Consider the following 18,300-nt stretch of genomic DNA (forward strand, 5'->3'; position numbering starts at 1 on the left):
GCCTGAATCCGGTAAGTGCCCACACAGTTTGCTTGGCTTGGTATATTGTTAAAGAGCGTTGCTTCTTATCCGAAGCGGGATGCGTATTTTACGTCATCCTTGGCTTAGGTCAAGATCCTTTTGGATCTTTTTTACTGCCTGAGCAGTCCCTAAATTGCCGCCGTCAGTGACTGACAACGGCCGCGAATTATAACCATCGCTTTGCCGCCTGCAAGATCTTTTTTAGATTTGCCGATCGTTTGATTATTTTTTAGTCCGGTTTGGCTGTGGAGCTGGATTTTTCAGCCTTTTCTGCTGCTTTAGTGTCCACTTGTTCACCGCAGTCATCGCTGGCATCACCAACCACATGCTCCAACTTTAATTTCTTAACAGTGCGGAATGTCGTCACTGGACCAGAGAGGGCATAAAGTAGGAAAATCGAAAACAACACTAATGATGGTTCAGTGGCGACAATTACGAACGCCAATACCACGATCAAGATGACCATAAATGATACGCGGCCACGCCAATCAACATCTTTGAATGAGTGATAACGGAAGTTGCTCACCATTAATAAGCCACACATGATGGTCAGAGCTGCAGCAACATAATGGACATCGGTCGGGTCAATAGCGTACTTACTACCTACCCACACTGCACCGGCGACAATAGCTGCGGCACTTGGAATAGCTAAGCCTTGGAAGAAGCGCTTGTCCACGGTATTGATGTTGGTGTTAAAACGCGCCAGCCGCAAGGCGCCACCGGCGACGAAGATAAATGCTGCTAACCAACCCAATTTACCGAGGTCATGCAAGGCCCAGTTATACATCACTAGCGCCGGCGCCATACCAAAGGAAACAATATCGGCCATGCTGTCATATTCAGCACCAAAATCACTTTGGGTGTTGGTCATTCGCGCTACGCGGCCATCGAGGCCGTCGAATACCATAGCGATAAAAATAGCCACGGCTGCCGATTCAAAATTGTTATTCATAGATGCCACAATGGCAAAGAAACCCGAGAACAGCCCAGCCGTTGTCAGTAAATTCGGTAACAGATAGATACCACGTTTAGCGTTAGGCTGATGGTCGGTGTTAGTTGGCATAGTCGCATCCTTAATGTCGTTCCGCACACCCCACCGTTAGCGATGGGGTGCGACAGGATAACATAGCTTGTTTGCTCATTGCGAGATGAGGAATTGTTCACCATCGACTTCCACATGAATCGCCTGGCCCGGTAGCAATTTGCCAGACAAAATCTGCTGCGCTAACGGGTTTTCCAGCTGCTGCTGAATGGCGCGTTTCAGCGGCCGAGCGCCGTAAACCGGATCGAACCCAGCTGCTGCCAAGTGGTCCAGCGCGTCATCCGATAATTGCAAACTATAGTCACGTTCCGCCAAGCGCTGATACAGCCGTTGCAGCTGAATGCGGGTAATGTTGCGGATGTGACTTTGCGCCAACGGATGGAACACCACGGTTTCATCAATGCGGTTCAAAAACTCGGGGCGGAAGTGTTGCTGCAAAATAGCCATCACATCAGCCTTCATTTCATCATAGCTTTGACTATGCGCACGCTCTTGAATCATATCGGAGCCAATGTTGGAGGTCATAATGACCACGGTATTACGGAAATCCACAGTACGCCCATGACCATCGGTTAAGCGGCCATCATCTAATACTTGCAGCAAAATATTGAACACATCGGGGTGTGCCTTCTCTATTTCGTCCAGCAATATCACTGAATATGGGCGACGTCGCACAGCTTCAGTCAAGTAGCCGCCTTCTTCATAGCCAACGTATCCCGGTGGTGCGCCGACTAAGCGTGATACCGAGTGTTTTTCCATAAATTCCGACATATCAATGCGCACCATGGCGTCATCGGTGTCGAACAAGAAAGTTGCTAAAGCTTTGCACAACTCGGTTTTACCGACCCCGGTTGGGCCGAGGAACAAAAATGAGCCAATTGGCCGCTGCGGATCAGACAGCCCAGCACGCGAACGACGAATGGCGTTAGCCACCGAGGTCACTGCTTCATTTTGGCCGACTACGCGCTGATGCAAATTAGCTTCCATATTGACTAACTTCTCACGCTCGCCCTCGAGCATTTTGCTAACCGGAATACCGGTCCAGCGTGATAACACATCGGCGATTTCTTCATCGGTGACCTTGTTTTTCAGTAACTGCATAACTTGGCCTTCGGCCTCGACCGCAGCTTTGAGTTGCCGCTCCAGCTCAGGGATGCGGCCATACTGTAACTCTGACATGCGGTTGAGATCGCCAGCGCGACGGGCAATATCCATATCGGTACGAGCTTGTTCAAGCTGGGTTTTTATCGCCTGCTCGCCCTGCACCGTGGCTTTTTCTGCTAGCCAGACTTCTTCTAGTTCAGCATATTTGCGTTGTACTTCCGCCAGTTCATGCTGCAATAACTCTAAACGCTTTTTACTGGCGTCATCGGCTTCTTTTTGCAGCGCTTTTTGCTCCAGCTGCAATTGAATGCTGCGTCGCTCCAAGCGGTCCATATCTTCAGGCTTCGAGTCAATTTGCATACGAATGCTTGAGGCCGCCTCGTCAATCAAGTCAATGGCTTTATCCGGCAGCTGACGATCACTGATATAACGATGTGACAAGGTTGCTGCGGCAACAATGGCTGGGTCAGTGATCTGCACCGAGTGATGCAATTCGTAGCGTTCTTTCAGACCGCGCAAAATAGCGATAGTGTCTTCAACACTGGGCTCTTCCACCAAGACTTTCTGGAAGCGACGCTCAAGTGCCGCATCTTTTTCAATATATTGACGGTATTCATTTAAGGTGGTGGCACCCACGCAATGCAGCTCACCGCGTGCCAACGCAGGTTTAAGCATATTGCCGGCATCCATAGCGCCATCGGCTTTGCCGGCGCCAACCATGGTGTGCAGCTCGTCAATGAACAAGATCACCTGACCATCATGCTTACTGAGTTCGTTCAGCACGGCTTTTAAGCGTTCTTCAAATTCACCACGATACTTAGCACCAGCCAACAAGGCGCCGAGATCGAGCGACAACACGCGCTTATTCTTCAGCCCCTCGGGTACTTCGCCATTGACGATGCGCTGAGCCAAACCTTCCACAATGGCGGTTTTACCCACGCCTGGCTCGCCAATCAGCACCGGGTTGTTTTTGGTGCGGCGTTGCAGCACTTGAATGGTGCGACGAATTTCGTCATCACGGCCAATGACCGGGTCAAGTTTGCCCTGCTCGGCACGTTCAGTCAGATCGATGGTGTACTTATCCAGCGCCTGACGCTGATCCTCGGCATTTTGATCGGTGACCTGCTCGCCATTACGCACTTGATTAATGGCCTTTTCAACGCGATCTTTGCTGACCCCAAGCTTTTTCAGAATATCGCCAAGCGTGCCCTTATCTTCGGTAGCGGCCAGCACAAACAGCTCCGACGAAATGAAGCTATCTTGGCGCTTTTGCGCATACTTATCGCATAAATTAAGGAGATTCGCGGTGGCGGCTGATACCTGCACCTCGCCGCCGCTGCCTTGCACTTGCGCCAAGTTGTTGAGTGCGGTGGCAAGCTCAGAGCGTAGCGCGCTGGCATCAATTTGCAGGAGCGTAAGTAGCGGCCGCAGTGTGCCGCCGTCTTGATTGAGTAGAGCCTGCATTAAATGCAGTGGCTCAATGAATTGGTGATCACGCCCCAACGCCAGTGACTGTGCATCCTGTATGGCTAATTGGAATTTATGAGTCAGTTTGTCGAAACGCATATGTATACCTCGAAAGTTTCAGTAAATCCTGATCCTTTATGTGGGTATTATTTCGACAGTTTCAAGAGGGCGGGATTTAATTTTTCCAAATCAGTGTGGCGATGCGTCCACAGCGAGGATCTTGTCGGTATGAACTAAAACGCTTGTCACTAAAGGTGCATAAGCCACTCAAGGTGACATCCGTGACGCCCTGGCGGGCTAAAATTCGGCGGGCTAACTCAGGTAAGTCAGCATGCCACTTACCCGCTATATGGGGACGAAAGGTTGCTTCATCAAGGAGCTGATCGCGATTAAACGCATCGCGCACTTCGCCACCCACTTCAAAATAATCCTGTGAAATGGCTGGGCCAATAAAAGCGCGCAACTGCGCTGGCGGCAGCTTGAGCCGTGCCACAGTTTGCTCAATAATGCCATGGGCTAAACCGCGCCAGCCGGCATGTACCGCGGCAATTTTTGCGCCATCATGGGAAACCAACAAAATAGGCAGACAATCAGCCGTCAAGACCGCGCATACGCTCGGTGTTTGCGCGGCTATGATGGCATCGGCAGCGACACCGAATGACGCCTGTTGGTAATCAACCACCACCGTGCTGTGATACTGCTGCAACCATTGCACCGGTGCAGCAAGGTGTAACTCACGGCTCAGTTGGCGCCGATGGCGAATCACAGCCGCCGGATCATCACCAACGTGCAGCGCTAAATTACCCGGGCTACTGACTGTGGTAATAGCAGCGTGAACCCCAGCTGGCAGTTCCCAACGCGGGATCAGATAGTCGCGGAACAAATCAGTCAATGGGGTGCTCTTTGCGATCAAGCCGGAGTTGCTCTACCAACGCAACAAAATCGGCAGGTAACGGCGCATCCCAACTCATCCATTCACCGCTGATAGGGTGATGCAATGATAACCGTGCGGCATGCAGCGCTTGGCGTTTAAAGCCGCGTAAGGTGTCGAGCAACTCTGGTGACGCTGAGCGCGGTGGGCGCGGACGGCCACCATAGGTAAAATCACCAACCAACGGATGCCGGATGTGTGCCATGTGCACCCGAATTTGGTGCGTACGCCCAGTTTCTAGGCGCAAGCGCAGATGCGTGTGGGCGCGAAAGCGCTCAATCACACGATAGTGGGTGACCGCTGGACGGCCATTGGCGACCACGCCCATGTGCGTGCGTTTAGTTGGATGCCGACCAATTGGTTCGTCCACCACACCGCCTGCGGTCATCGGGCCATTACAGACTGCCTCATACTCACGCGTGATTTCGCGGTTTTGCATGGCATCGACTAAATGGGTTTGCGCCGGAACGGTTTTAGCGACCACCATTAAGCCGGTGGTGTCTTTATCGAGGCGGTGGATGATACCAGCGCGGGGCACTTGGTCAATCGCCGGAAAATAGTGCAATAGCGCATTCAATAACGTGCCATCAGGCATACCAGCACCCGGATGTACGACTAAACCAGCAGGCTTATTGACCACTAAAATGTGGTCGTCTTCGTAAACAATAGTGAGCGCGATATCTTGCCCTTCAAAGCGCTGCTCTTCAGCTAATTCACCGTTCACGGTGACCACCATACCGGCTAGGACTTTTTCGCGCGGCACGTTACAGGGTTTGCCGTCAAGCACCACGCGGCCGTCTTCAATCCAGCCTTTCAGCCGTGAACGCGAATAATCGGGGAACAACTCAGCAATTGCTTGGTCCAATCGTTTGCCATTTAAATTGACGGGTATTTCACTGGTTAAAACTATCTGCTCACTCATAAAATCTAATATGGACCTGTGAAAGCAACTGTCGCTGCGTTAGAATGCAAAAAATCAATGTGCATAGTGTACCTGTTTGGTGGTTCAAGCACCAAAACTTAAATCAACCGAGATTAGAATAACAACTTATGAAACTGCGAATTATTTTGGCTTGTATTGCCGGCCTATACCTCACCGGCTGCGCTGGATCACCCGAAACAGCTGACACCAGACCCGCACTCAGTGATGCTGAAAGTGGCTATGAAGTAGCGCGCAACCAAATCAATGCTGGCAACTATGCCGCCGCATCACAAACCTTAATGCAATTATCGACCAGATTTCCTTTTGGTCCGCTGGCTAACCAAGTACAGATGGATTTGATCTATGTGTACTACAAAATTAGTGACATCGATAAAGCATTGGCAGCCATTGACCGCTTTACCCGCCTGAACCCAAATCATCCTGATATTGATTACGTGCTGTACATGCGTGGCTTGGTCAATGAGCGCGCTGATCACAATGGGGTGCAAGAGTTTGTCGGTATTGATCGTGCCGACCGCGACCCAAGCAAAGCGAAAGAAGCCTTTAATGACTACGCTGAACTGATTCGCCGCTTCCCCGATAGCAAATATGCCGGTGACGCACGGCAACGTATGTTGGGTATTAAAAGCCGGTTAGCGCGCCATGAATTAGCCGTGGCTAACTACTACATCAAGCGCGAAGCATGGCTGGCTGCGGCAAACCGTGGTAAGTATGTGCTGGAATATTTCAACGACACGCCTGAAGTTGAGCAAGCGCTGATTATCATGGCTACCAGCTACGGTGAACTGGAATTGCATGACTTGCGAGATGACGCCATTGCCACCTTGCAAGCTAACTTCCCAAATAGTGTCTTTTTCAATTAATCGCTAACAGCTTGTAACACCGCTGGTTGGTAAAAAAACGCCGTGCTTATCACACGGCGTTTTCGTTTTCTTCGCCAGTACGAATGCGGATCACCCGCTCAACTGTGGTGACAAATATCTTACCATCGCCAATTTTACCGGTTTGTGCGGTTTCCATAATGGCATCAATGCAGCGCTCAACTTGGTCGTCGGTGACGACAATCTCAAGCTTCACTTTAGGTAAGAAATCAACCATGTATTCAGCACCACGGTAAAGCTCCGTGTGGCCCTTTTGGCGCCCAAACCCTTTCACTTCAGATACCGTCATGCCGGCGATACCTACCTCGGACAAGGCTTCACGCACATCGTCGAGTTTGAATGGCTTAATAATTGCCTCAATTTTTTTCATCTTGCGCCTCGTTTGCTAACTGTCGTTCCAGTTCATAGCGATAATGATTGGTAATAGGATAGCGTCTATCCTTGGCAAAATTACGCGCGGTTATTTTCGGCCCAACCGCACCTTGCCGACGTTTGTATTCGCTCAGATCAATAAGCCGTATCACCTGTTGCACCTGTTGCTGGGTAAAACCTGCGGCAACAATGTCTGCCGCTGATTGGTCGCGCTCAACATAGCGTTCCACAATGTCATCTAACACAGCATATTCAGGCAAATTGTCTTGATCGGTTTGCCCTGGAGCAAGCTCCGCAGACGGCGGTCGACTGATAACTCGCGCCGGGATCACCTCACTGGCGCGGTTACAAAACCGCACCAACTCAAACACCAGCATTTTTGGCACATCTTTTAGTGGTGCAAAACCACCGCACATGTCGCCATATAGTGTGCAATAACCCACGGCTAGCTCACTTTTATTGCCAGTCGTTAGCACCAGTGCGCCAGTGTTATTCGACAGCGCCATAATCACCACGCCGCGGCTGCGCGCTTGCAGATTCTGGTCGGTAATCGGGTTATTGTCACCATTCATAAGCGGTGCTAGTTGCGTGACCAAGCTGTCGTAAATAGGCGCGATGGGTACACAGCTATAGTGCACACCAAGGCGCTGCGCTTGGGCTTGCGCATCGTCGATACTGATACTGGAAGTGTAATGAAACGGCATCATCACCGCATGTACATTGGCAGCACCAACGGCCTCAACCGCCAGCGCCAGTGTCAGCGCAGAATCAATACCGCCAGATAGCCCCAAAGCAACCTGTTTAAAGCCATTCTTGCGCACATAGTCACGAATACTCAGCACTAACGCGGCATGTATTTCACTTAATTCGCTACTTTGTGGCGCTACTTGAGCACCAGCAAGCCAGCTCACCTCACCGCTTTTGGCAACCCGCAAGGAACAAATACTTTGCTCCACATGGGGCAATTCGGCAGCAATATTACCCTTGCCATCGAGCACCATGGAGCGGCCATCAAACACCAACTCATCTTGGCCACCGACCAAATTCAAATACAGTAACGGCCGCTGACATTCGCTGCTGCGCTGCTGCAACATCTGTAAGCGTTGGCTGCGCTTGTTGCGCTCAAAGGGTGAGGCGTTAATCACCACCACCCAATCAACGTGCAAATCACTGAGTGCGGCTAACGGCGGCGCATGCCAGATGTCTTCACAAATCAGCAAACCAATGCGATGGCCACGAAATTCAAGGCTACAAGGCTGAGCGCCGGGGCTGAAATAGCGCTGTTCATCAAATACGCCATATTGCGGTAACCGTTGCTTGCGGTAGTTAGCCAAAACCTGCCCTTGATACAACACCGCCGCGCTATTGTAGAGCACCCCGTCTGCGCGCTCTGGATAGCCAATAATCACCGCCGCCTGGGTGGCTGCAGCGGCAATACGCGCAAGCGCCGCCTGCACATGGTGGTACAAATCATGGCGTAACAGCAGATCTTCAGGTGGGTAACCGGTGATGGTCAGTTCCGGAAAAACAATCACATCGGCATCAGTCTGCGCGGCGATAATATCAATCACCTGCTGGGTATTTTTGCTAATGGCGCCAACAGTCAGATTGATCTGGGCAAGAGTGACCACAAGTGCATTCATAACGGTGCTTTCGCTCCCACAACAACAATGCTGCGCATGATATAGCAAGGCCTTATTTTCGGCAAACCACAGCGTGTTATTCTGCGCTGAGTTGCGCCACAGTAAATTCCACTCCAGCGCTGGTTATAACCCAGGCGCGGTGTTTTTCTTCAGCCAACTCAAGCCATTGATAATAGACATTGCGATGCACTTTAGCGAGGAGCTGACGGCCCAAATCGACATAAGGAATATCATGTTGCAATAGCAAAGGATACTCAGCAGACAAAGGCACCTGTTCACCGAGATTAGTGGTCAGCACCATCACCGCGGGTTGTTGCTTTGACCAATGCCATTGGGTGATCAAAAACGGCGCATCAGCGACTTGAATTTTGACTTTTTCGTGCGGCGTGACAAGAAAATAATCGTCATTGTCACGAACCAATACCGAGGCGAATAAACGTACGATTTCAGGCCGTTGAATCAGACTATCCTGATAATACCAATCGCCTTTAACATCAATGTGCAGTGGTATTTCGCCGCAGTAGGCAGGTTGCCATAATTCAGTTGGAGCCTGTCGCCGCTGTTGCAACGATGCCAACAACTGCGACAAATCCATGTTAACCCACTAAACGCTTTTGACGGAGCAAGTACCACAAGGTGGCTTCAGTGCGGTTAGACACCTTAATGGCTTTGAAAATTGCCGATAAGTGCACCCGAATGGTGCCTTCAGTAATGCCTAAAATAGTGGCGATCTCTTTATTTGACAGCCCCTGCGCCAGCAATTGCATAATTTCTAACTGGCGTGGTGATAAAAAGTTCTCGGCACTGCCTTGGCTACTCACTCTATCGTTCAAGCGCGACTCATCAGGCAAATAGCGGTCGTTTTGCAGCAGAATACGAATAGCCAGCTTGGCCTCTTCGGCACTGGCATCTTTGGGCAGGTAACTACGCACACCGGCAGTCAGTGCTTGGCGCACTTCCGACAATGGCCGCGGCCAGCTGAATAACACCACATGAGCAGCCGGCGCCATTTTTTTCAAGGTGGCTAAAGTTGGACGAATTTCTGCGTCGGGCAGATCCATATCCAAGAAAATTAAGTTGTAGTTGTTTTGATGACGTAAATACTCTTTGGCAACATCGAACGAAGGCGCCTCATAAATAGCCACATCGGAAGCGTAGCTGGTAATTAGGTGAATCAAACCAGCACGAATAAAAAACTGATGATCAATGATGAGTATTTTCATGATGCCCTTAACCAACAACCGACGGATGCCAATTTCTGTCAGCTATTGTACACTGACTATGGAAACCTTGCATAGCACCTGTTGTTAATTTGTAAAGTAATGTTAAAGGTTAAACATACTGTTTAGCATGTAAAATGCAACTAAAACGATCACAACAATGCTGAATCATTAGCGTTCAATCGAGGAATAGTAAGCTATGAACCGCCTAACTAAGACTTTACACCGCCAGCGCCTGTTGGCCTCCATAAGCCTTGTTGCGTTAATGTTAACGCCCGCATTTGCCAGTGCGGAAAGTACGCTTTATTACAATTTGCAGGGATACACCTTGACCGGCCCTGCCGGAGCTGATGCCACATTAGTTGAATTCAAAGCCTTTGCGGTGCGCGATGGTAAAGTGATTGCGGTTGGTGAAGCAGCCGACGTAGAGCGCGTGGCAGGCGACGTCAGTAAGCGGGTTGATCTGGGCGGAAAAACTGTACTGCCCGGTATTATTGATGCCCATGGCCACGTCTTGGGCTTGGGCCAAACGCTGCAGTTAGCTGATCTGCGGGATGCCAGCTCAGAGCAACAAGCGGTAGCGATGGTAACTGAGTTTGCCAACAGTGCTGGTCAATCAGCCAGCTGGGTTTTAGGCCGTGGCTGGAACCAAGAAAATTGGAGTTCGCGACAGTTCCCTAGCGCCGCAGCTTTGGATGAAAGCCTCAGCGACCGCCCGGTATGGTTAACCCGAGTGGATGGCCACGCCGGCTGGGCCAATAGCAAAGCGCTAGAACTGGCCGGCATTACTGGCGCCAGCGTGAGCCCAGAAGGTGGCGAAATTATTCGCGATAGCAATGGCGAACCCACCGGCGTATTGATTGATAACGCCATGAATTTAGTTGAAGCCATTATTCCTGCCGATAGCGCTGAGCAACAAAAAAATGCGCTGCAACTGGCCTTTGCGCATCTCAATGAACGCGGTATTACCAGTGTGCATGATGCCGGGGTGAGCGCTGAGACCATCGATGTATTTCAGCAGCTGGCCGCCAGCGATGCCATGACACTGCGGGTGTACGCCATGATTGGCGCCAATGAACCAAAGCTGCCGGAACTTCTGGCCAACGGCCCAATTGTTACCGACGATGACATGTTTACGGTGCGTAGTGTGAAAATTTACGCTGATGGCGCATTAGGCAGCCGTGGCGCGGCACTCTTACACCCCTACCACGATGATCCGCAACAACTTGGGCTGTTAGTCACCTCGCCAGAAAACATCAAGGCGCTGTATGAGTTGATCATTCCACACGGCTTCCAGATCAACACCCACGCCATTGGTGACCGCGCCAACCGTATTGCATTGGACGCTTTTGAACACGCCTTTAATAGCTATGGCGGGCGTAACTTGCGGCACCGAATTGAGCACGCACAAGTGGTACATCCGGATGATCTCATTCGTTTCAAAACCTTGAACATCATTCCATCGATGCAGCCAACCCATGCCACCAGCGATAAAAATATGGCCGAAGACCGCCTTGGTAAAGAGCGCATGCGCGGTGCCTATGCCTGGCAAACCTTCCTCAAGCAAGGTTCAATTATTGCCGCTGGTTCCGACTTTCCGGTGGAATTAGCCGACCCGTTCTTTGGTTTGCATGCGGCGGTGACTCGTCAAGACCGCGACAATCAGCCGGAGGGTGGTTGGTATCCAGCAGAAGCCATGAGTAAAGTTGAAGCATTACGCTCATTTACTCTTGATGCCGCTTATGCCGCTGGCCAAGACAGCATCTTAGGCAGCATTGAACCGGGCAAATGGGCTGATTTTATTGTGCTGGATCAAAATCCGTTTGCACAAACTGCCGCTACACTATGGCAGCAACGCGTGCTTGCCACCTATATTGCTGGCGAGGCGGTCTACACTATCCAAATGAACACCGAGGCTGTTGATGAAACTTCACGATGAGCGCCGTGATTACGAACAAGGGCAGCTGCGCCGCAGTCAGCTGCCAGCCAATCCGTTTGAGTTGTTTGCTGAGTGGTTTAAGCAATCACAAGCGCAAGCTAATTCACCAGACCCGACGGCTTTCACACTAGCTACGGTTGGCACGGATGGGCAGCCGCACCAGCGCATTGTGCTGCTGAAGCAAGTAGATGCCACCGGCTTGGTGTTTTTTACCAATTATCAAAGTCAAAAGGGGCAAGACCTAGCCGCTAACCCGCTGGCGTCGATGCACTTTGCTTGGTTGAATCTTGAACGGCAAATCAAAATTGAGGGTCGCGTAGAGAAGCTCGATACGGCGGTCAGTACTGATTATTTTGCTAGCCGCCCGCGTGGCAGCCAGCTTGGTGCGCATACCTCAGCACAAAGCCAACCCATTGCTAACCGCGAACAACTGGAAGCGCGCTATCACCAATTAAGTGCGGAATTTGAAGGCCAGGAGATCCCCAAACCCGAGCATTGGGGTGGCTATCGCGTGGTGCCGAGCTTATTTGAGTTCTGGCAAGGCGGCCGCTATCGCTTACACGACCGCTTTAGCTACCGCCGTAGCAGTGACACTGAGTGGCACATTGAGCGGCTACAACCCTGATGGCAGCGGCGTGTGGTACTGCTCTGCACACCACTGTAATTGCTTGATTATGGCAGCACTGTAGCTGATACCCTGCTGCAGTTGCTGCTCACGCAGCGCCAACGCACCACTACCCGGTACACGTACCGGCTGCGACGGGTCAATCGGCGTTGCCGCGCACATACCGTCAACCAAGGCCTGTGCCTGCTGTTTAAAGCCTTCACTATCGCCCAGCGCGGCGGGATCGACCACCTGCACCCATACGGTATTGGCATCGCCATCGCTGCGCGCTTGGTGACGCCCATATTGACTCAGGGCCAGCGTCCATAGCTCGCTATACAAATTAAGCCCAGTGCCTTTGTAACCTAAATCTGCGCCGCCCAGTGGCGCCAATACACTGGCTGGATCAGCAAGAAAAGTACGGGCATCAGCGGTGTAATCACCAGCTGCGGTGATAAGCGCCGGAAATGGTAACGGCTTACCCTCGGCAATAGCCGTACGAACCTTACCCGCTGCCAGCATCGATAAACTGACATCAAACAACACCGGTTGTGAGCTGGTGGGCACGCCGATCGCCAGTGGATTGGGCGAAAACCATGCAGACTTACCGCCAAATGGTGCCACCGCTTGCTGTGCCGGGGTAGCGCACATGATCTGTACCATCATGCCCGCCGCAGTGGCTTGCTCTAAATATACCACCAAGGCCGCCACGTGCTGGGTGCGTCGCATTACCACGGTGCCAGTACCATAATCAACTGCCATGGCCATAGCCCGCGCTACCGCCATGGGCATGGTATGTAAGCCTGGCAAAAAGTCGGCGTCCCACAGTTCAATAGCGGCACGGCCGGATACCCGCCGCGGCTCGCCCTGCCCTTTGCTTAAGCCTTGGCTTAAACAGCTGAGGTTATAGCGTAAGCGAATCAAACCATGGGTGCGAAAGCCCATTAAATCAGCGGCCACCAGATGCTTGGCAATATTTGCCGCCACTGCCGTGCTAGCGCCGGCCTGTTCGGCACACTGTTGTGCCCAGGCAGTGATGGCTGGGGCCTCAAATCGCGACATTTTTACCTCACTCATACCCTTGTCTACTTGTTATTAGCCATGACTCCGTTAAGCTTAACAGACAACGACAAAGAGGAGTACGGTTGGTGTCGGAACAAAAACAACCATCACGGATAGCGGTGCTCACCAGTGGCGGTGATGCACCCGGAATGAATGCCGCGTTACGCGCGGTGGTTTTAGCCGCAGAACATTATGGATTAGAAGTGATCGCCTTTAAGCATGGCTACCAAGGCCTGCTCGAAAATGACTGGATGCCCATGCGGGCAGCCGATGTGCAACATATTTTGCAGTATTCCGGCACCATCATTAAAAGTGCCCGCTGCGCCCGCTTTAAAGAAGTAGAAGCGGCGCAAGAAGCGGCTGCAGTACTCAATCAGCACCACATAGACGGGCTGGTGGTGATTGGTGGCGATGGCTCTTTTCGCGGCGCTGAACATCTTGCCAACCATTGGCAGGGACAGATTATTGGCGTGCCCGGCACTATCGACAACGACTTATTTGGCACCGACGCCACTATTGGCTTTACCACCGCAGTGGCCATTGCCATGGACGCCCTGGATAAAATTCGTGATACCGCCGACGCCATGGACCGTATCTTCATTGTTGAAGTGATGGGCCGCCATGCCGGCTTTATCGGCCTCAATAGCGGGGTTGCCGCCGGTGCCGAGCGAATGATTTTACCAGAGTTGCAAAAAGATAAACCGCTCACTATCGAGGCTATCGTCAAGCACATCGAACGGGTCAAAGTAGTGCGTGGCGATGGCAGCTACGTGATGGTGCTGAGTGAACATCAATGGCCAGGCGGCGCGGTAGCGCTAGCCGAGCAATTAGAAGCGCAGCACGGCCTGCCCTGCCGGCCATGTTTATTGGGCCACATTCAACGCGGCGGTGCGCCAGCACCGGCTGACCGCATTATCGCCTCAGAGCTTGGGGTGCATGCGGTGGAGCTGATTTTACAGGGGCAATCGCGAGTGATGGCTGGCCTGCAGGCCAACCAATTAGTGGCAATACCACTGGTTGACACCTGGACCAAGAAAAACCCACTGAATGCCAATTTACTGCGCATTTCACAAGACATTTTTAACCCAGTGAAAAAGCCATCGAATAAACATTGAAATGCTAGAATTTTAGGCGCATTCAGCAGATAATATGCGCCCTTATTTTTTCGCCAGCAGAATGATGGAGGTGACTGACTTTGAGCCAGCATCAAGCCAAACAAATTACCGCTTTACCGGTTGCCGTAGACGCGCCGGTTCGTGAGTTCTTCGGTGCCAGCACCGAAGCCGCCATTTTTGCCAACGCCACGCACATGATTGGCTTTGGTTTTGATGGCACCGCGTGTTTTCGTAAAGGCACTCGCAACGGCCCAGATGGCCTGCGGGCAGTATCCGAAGACATCGAATCGTACTCACCGTATTTAGATGCCGATCTGTATGATCATACCTTTTACGACCTTGGTAACTTGTCACTTGGCAGCAGCGATGACATTGAAGCTCAATGGCAGCACGCCACCGACCAATTTAGCGCTATTTTTGATGGGCTAAATTTGCCGGCTGATAACATTCGGGTACTGACCTTAGGCGGTGAACACTCTATTTCGTATGCGCCTATTCGTACCTATTTGCAGCAATACCCTGAATTAGTGGTGTTGCACCTAGACGCGCACGCCGATTTGCGTGATGGCTTCTTGGGCTATCATTACTCGCATGCATCTATTATTCGTCGCGCGCTGGACCATTTTGGCCCAGGCCATCAACTGATCCAATACGGCATCCGCTCAGGTACCCGCGAAGAATATCAATTCATGAAAGAGCACGGCACCGTGCGTACGTCACGTAAAGACTTTTTGGATAGCGTCGCCGCTATTCCAGCTGATCGCCCTATCTATCTGACGCTTGATCTGGACTACTTTGACCCAGCATTCTTGCCAGGTACCGGTACCCCAGAGCCAGGTGGCGAAGACTTCCACTCCTACGTGAGCCTGATGAAGTTACTGCGCGGTAAAAACTTGGTTGGCGCCGATGTGGTGGAGTTGTCCCCTGACATTGACCCAACCGGCAACTCTGATGTGTTTGCGGCCAAGATTGTCCGTGAGCTATTGATTATTTTGAACGAAAAAGGCTCACGCTAATGACTAATCCATGGACTATCGAAGACGCCGAAGAACTCTACGGCGTGAAGCGCTGGGGCGCTGGATACTTCTCCATTGGTGAAAATGGCAGCATTCAAATTGCGCCGAATCATCGCCAGCCAGACGTCACCATCGATATGAAAGAAGTGGTGGATGAAATCATTGCCGAAGGCATTCAATTGCCCGCGGTTATTCGTTTTCACGATATCTTGCGCTCGCAAGTTGAGATCTTGAACGAAACCTTCGCCAAAACCATTGCCGATGCCAATTATGAAGGCCGCTACGTAGGCGTGTTCCCGATTAAAGTGAACCAAATGCGCGAAGTGGTGGAAGAAATCATTGATGCCGGCGAACCCTACGACTATGGCCTCGAAGCTGGCTCGAAGCCTGAACTGATGGCGGTATTAGCGTACAACGAGAACCCGCGCGCACTGACTATTCTGAATGGCTACAAAGACGAAGATTATCTGACCCTCGCCCTACTGGGCCGGCAGTTACGCCGCAAGATCATCATCGTGATTGAAAAGTTCTCAGAACTGGAAATGCTGATCCCATTGTCGAAAAAACTGGGCGTAGAGCCGATCATTGGTTTGCGCAGCAAAATGATGGTGCGCAGCTCAGGTAAATGGGCTGGCTCAAGTGGCGAGCGCGCTAAATTTGGCCTCAGCATTACCGAAATTCTCAATATCATTGAATTGCTCAAGCAAGAGAATATGCTGCATTGCGCCAAGCTGCTGCACTTCCATATTGGTAGTCAGTTGGCCGATATCCGCAAAATCAAAGAAGCAGTCTCTGAAGGCGCGCGCTTGTACGCCAAGCTGATTCAAATGGGTGTAGAACTGGAATACCTCGACATTGGTGGCGGCCTCGGCATCGACTACGACGGTACCAGCTCTACCACCGACTCATCGCGCAACTATTCCACTGAAGAATACGTGGCCGACGTGGTGTACGGGGTGAAGCAGATTTGTGATTTAGAAAATGTCCCGCACCCGAACCTAGTGAGCGAGAGTGGCCGTGCTATTACCGCCCACCACAGTTGTGTGGTGACCAACATTGTTGGTGAAATCAAAAACACCGGTGCCAAGTTTGATATCAGCGCCAGTAGCGGTGAGCACATTCTGGTGAGCAACATGCGTGAGTTGGTCAACGCGGCCGACACCATGCACCCGCAAGAACGCTACAACGACGCCGCATCATTCAAGCAAAGCGCCTATGAAGCGTTCAAGCTGGGTATTTTGTCACTAGAAGAAATGGCCAAGCTCGACACCATGTATTGGCAGATCTTAACCGAGATCCACCACTCACTCGACCGCGAGTCATTCGTGTTCCAAGAGCTGGAAGAACTTGAAGATATGTTGGCCAGCCAATACCTGTGTAACTTCTCGATCTTCCAATCTGCGGCTGATACCTGGGCGATTGGCCAAGTACTGCCGATTGTACCTATTACCCGCCTTGACGAGCGCCCAGCGGTGCGTTGTTCAATTGTCGATATCACCTGCGACAGCGACGGTAAACTGAGCAAATACATTGAAGGCACTGAAATCAGCGATAACATTCCTATGCATACCCTGCGCAAAGGCGAAGAGTATCACGTGGGCATGTTCTTAACCGGCGCCTACCAAGACGTTATGGGCGATATGCATAACCTGTTTGGGCGTTTAACCGAGGTGCATATCTACTCGCACGACGACGAACCAGGTGATTTTTATATCGAAGAGGTGGTTCCAGGCACTTCTGCCGAGAAAGTGCTCGAAACCATGCAATATAACACCGATTTTATGGCTAAAACGGTGAAGAAATGCATTGATCGTGAAGTGCGTAAAGGCACCATCGCACCCCGTGAAGGCGTGCGCTGGACCGACTATTACGAGAAGTGTTTAGCCGGTTCTACCTACTTAAAAGTGTAAAACTAGCAAAACTGCGTATTTCCTGAGCAAACGGTACAAAACCGCAAAAAAAGCGGTTGACTCACACCGCAAAAACTCGTTTAATACGCACCGACGCCCAGATAGCTCAGTTGGTAGAGCAGGGGATTGAAAATCCCCGTGTCGGTGGTTCGATTCCGCCTCTGGGCACCATTATTCGAGAAGCCTCGCAAGCAATTGCGGGGCTTTTTTCGTTGTGTGCTGCTGCACCAGATTTGTACCAGGCAGCCAATTCACTGCGCACCATGGCTGCTTTTGAGCTACGCTATGATCTAATCCCCAACACATTCCCTTTCTCTGCACTAATACCATTTGGTTTCACCACTTAAAGGAGTGATGTCACCATGAAAAAGTTATCCGGTTTATTCGTAGTATTATGTTTAGCTGGCTTGGCGCAGCCGAGCGTATTAGCGCAAGAAAGCAATAGCGCGCTGGTGCCGCTGCCGTCGCTTGACGACTTCACTAAGGGCAAAGACGGCTGGGCGTTTGGCCTAGGCGCTGGCATTGAATACGAGTCAGCCTATGAAGGTTCCGATGAGTTTGGCTTTGAACTTGACCCAGCCGGTGCGGTGCAGTGGCGCAAAGGTGACGATATTTTTTACTTTGCTGGCGAAGCTATTGGCTGGATGGCCGCATTGTGGCTAGCGACGAAGGCAACTTGGGTATTTTTGGTATCGGCCGCAGATTTGGTGAACAAAACGATGGTACTGGCTCAGAGCTGGCATTAGTTGCGGTGTATCACGACAGTGACCGCGCTAATCGCGATTTTGGTATCAATGCCAGCCAAGCACTGGCGTCAGGCTTAGCTGAAACCAACCTAAGCGGCGGTTTCCGCTCCATTGGTCTGCATTACAATTACCGTCATTATTACAACGACAACGTGCTGATCTTCGTGGAAGGTTTATTCGAGCGCTACGTGGGTGATGTGACCGACAGCCCGATTACCCGTAACGACTATGAAGCGGAATTAGGCATTGGCTTCGTGTATATCTTCTAAGCGACGCGCTAAACG

The 18,300-nt window shown here is 51.4% G+C and carries 17 protein-coding genes and 1 tRNA gene; 9 read left to right on the forward strand and 9 right to left on the reverse strand.

What is annotated here, in order from left to right; genetic code table 11:
- Positions 1–250: 250 nt before the first annotated feature.
- The 4 genes from pssA to rluD form a co-directional block, all read right to left on the reverse strand.
- Positions 251–1,084 carry a CDP-diacylglycerol--serine O-phosphatidyltransferase gene (pssA, locus tag EFO84_RS07545; RefSeq protein WP_127347459.1) on the reverse strand — a complete coding sequence of 278 codons (834 nt, stop codon included), beginning with the start codon at positions 1,082–1,084 and terminating at the stop codon, positions 251–253.
- Positions 1,085–1,159: 75 nt separating this feature from the next.
- Entirely contained in the window at positions 1,160–3,733 is a 2,574-nt protein-coding gene (gene clpB / locus EFO84_RS07550; protein WP_127347460.1) for an ATP-dependent chaperone ClpB, read from the reverse strand.
- A gap of 76 nt (positions 3,734–3,809) precedes the next feature.
- Complete coding sequence (pgeF, locus tag EFO84_RS07555) at positions 3,810–4,526, reverse strand: peptidoglycan editing factor PgeF (protein WP_240642664.1); 717 nt, start codon at positions 4,524–4,526, stop codon at positions 3,810–3,812.
- Positions 4,519–5,487 (reverse strand): 23S rRNA pseudouridine(1911/1915/1917) synthase RluD, encoded by a 969-nt coding sequence (gene rluD / locus EFO84_RS07560; RefSeq protein ID WP_127347461.1) that lies wholly within the window; start codon positions 5,485–5,487, stop codon positions 4,519–4,521. Before rluD ends, pgeF begins: the two co-directional genes overlap by 8 nt.
- 128 nt (positions 5,488–5,615) lie before the next feature.
- On the opposite strand from rluD, the gene EFO84_RS07565 reads away from it, so the two are divergent.
- Positions 5,616–6,371, forward strand: coding sequence for an outer membrane protein assembly factor BamD (locus tag EFO84_RS07565; protein ID WP_127347462.1), 756 nt, complete (start codon positions 5,616–5,618; stop codon positions 6,369–6,371).
- A gap of 49 nt (positions 6,372–6,420) precedes the next feature.
- Here EFO84_RS07565 and glnB read toward each other — a convergent pair whose 3' ends face one another.
- The 4 genes from glnB to EFO84_RS07585 all read right to left on the reverse strand — a co-directional run bounded on the left by glnB (position 6,421) and on the right by EFO84_RS07585 (position 9,627).
- On the reverse strand, positions 6,421–6,759 hold the full coding sequence (glnB, locus tag EFO84_RS07570) for a nitrogen regulatory protein P-II (RefSeq protein WP_127347463.1): 339 nt from the start codon (positions 6,757–6,759) through the stop codon (positions 6,421–6,423).
- The gene (locus EFO84_RS07575) at positions 6,746–8,404 is read right to left on the reverse strand and encodes an NAD+ synthase (protein WP_127347464.1); all 1,659 of its coding nucleotides are present in this window, start codon (positions 8,402–8,404) and stop codon (positions 6,746–6,748) included. Before EFO84_RS07575 ends, glnB begins: the two co-directional genes overlap by 14 nt.
- Positions 8,405–8,480: 76 nt before the next feature.
- Positions 8,481–8,999, reverse strand: coding sequence for a DUF1285 domain-containing protein (locus EFO84_RS07580; protein WP_127347465.1), 519 nt, complete (start codon positions 8,997–8,999; stop codon positions 8,481–8,483).
- 1 nt (position 9,000) lies between these two features.
- On the reverse strand, positions 9,001–9,627 hold the full coding sequence (locus tag EFO84_RS07585; protein ID WP_127347466.1) for a LuxR C-terminal-related transcriptional regulator: 627 nt from the start codon (positions 9,625–9,627) through the stop codon (positions 9,001–9,003).
- A 196-nt stretch (positions 9,628–9,823) separates the two neighbouring features.
- Between EFO84_RS07585 and EFO84_RS07590 the strand changes: the two genes are divergently transcribed.
- Complete coding sequence (locus tag EFO84_RS07590; RefSeq protein ID WP_127347467.1) at positions 9,824–11,563, forward strand: amidohydrolase; 1,740 nt, start codon at positions 9,824–9,826, stop codon at positions 11,561–11,563.
- Positions 11,547–12,188 carry a pyridoxamine 5'-phosphate oxidase gene (gene pdxH, locus EFO84_RS07595; RefSeq protein ID WP_127347468.1) on the forward strand — a complete coding sequence of 214 codons (642 nt, stop codon included), beginning with the start codon at positions 11,547–11,549 and terminating at the stop codon, positions 12,186–12,188. Before EFO84_RS07590 ends, pdxH begins: the two co-directional genes overlap by 17 nt.
- Here pdxH and EFO84_RS07600 read toward each other — a convergent pair.
- Positions 12,177–13,229 carry an Ldh family oxidoreductase gene (locus EFO84_RS07600; RefSeq protein ID WP_240642665.1) on the reverse strand — a complete coding sequence of 351 codons (1,053 nt, stop codon included), beginning with the start codon at positions 13,227–13,229 and terminating at the stop codon, positions 12,177–12,179. The genes pdxH and EFO84_RS07600 overlap by 12 nt on opposite strands.
- 86 nt (positions 13,230–13,315) lie before the next feature.
- Here EFO84_RS07600 and EFO84_RS07605 point away from each other — a divergent pair, with 86 nt between their 5' ends.
- From EFO84_RS07605 to EFO84_RS11815, 6 genes are all read left to right on the forward strand, one after another.
- A complete protein-coding gene (locus tag EFO84_RS07605) occupies positions 13,316–14,344 on the forward strand; it encodes an ATP-dependent 6-phosphofructokinase (protein ID WP_276317315.1) in 1,029 nt (342 codons plus the stop codon).
- Between the two features lie 80 nt (positions 14,345–14,424).
- Positions 14,425–15,360, forward strand: coding sequence for an agmatinase (gene speB / locus EFO84_RS07610; protein WP_240642666.1), 936 nt, complete (start codon positions 14,425–14,427; stop codon positions 15,358–15,360).
- Positions 15,360–17,270, forward strand: coding sequence for a biosynthetic arginine decarboxylase (gene speA, locus EFO84_RS07615; RefSeq protein ID WP_127347470.1), 1,911 nt, complete (start codon positions 15,360–15,362; stop codon positions 17,268–17,270). The genes speB and speA overlap by 1 nt, the downstream gene beginning before the upstream one ends.
- 95 nt (positions 17,271–17,365) lie before the next feature.
- A tRNA-Phe gene (locus EFO84_RS07620) sits at positions 17,366–17,441 on the forward strand.
- 191 nt (positions 17,442–17,632) lie between these two features.
- Positions 17,633–18,016, forward strand: coding sequence for a hypothetical protein (locus EFO84_RS11810; RefSeq protein ID WP_240642667.1), 384 nt, complete (start codon positions 17,633–17,635; stop codon positions 18,014–18,016).
- A 5-nt stretch (positions 18,017–18,021) separates the two neighbouring features.
- Positions 18,022–18,285, forward strand: coding sequence for a MipA/OmpV family protein (locus tag EFO84_RS11815; RefSeq protein ID WP_240642668.1), 264 nt, complete (start codon positions 18,022–18,024; stop codon positions 18,283–18,285).
- Positions 18,286–18,300 lie beyond the last annotated feature (15 nt).

Origin of the sequence: Pseudidiomarina mangrovi (assembly GCF_003999375.1) — a bacterium.
Taxonomy (GTDB): Bacteria; Pseudomonadota; Gammaproteobacteria; order Enterobacterales; family Alteromonadaceae; genus Pseudidiomarina; species Pseudidiomarina mangrovi.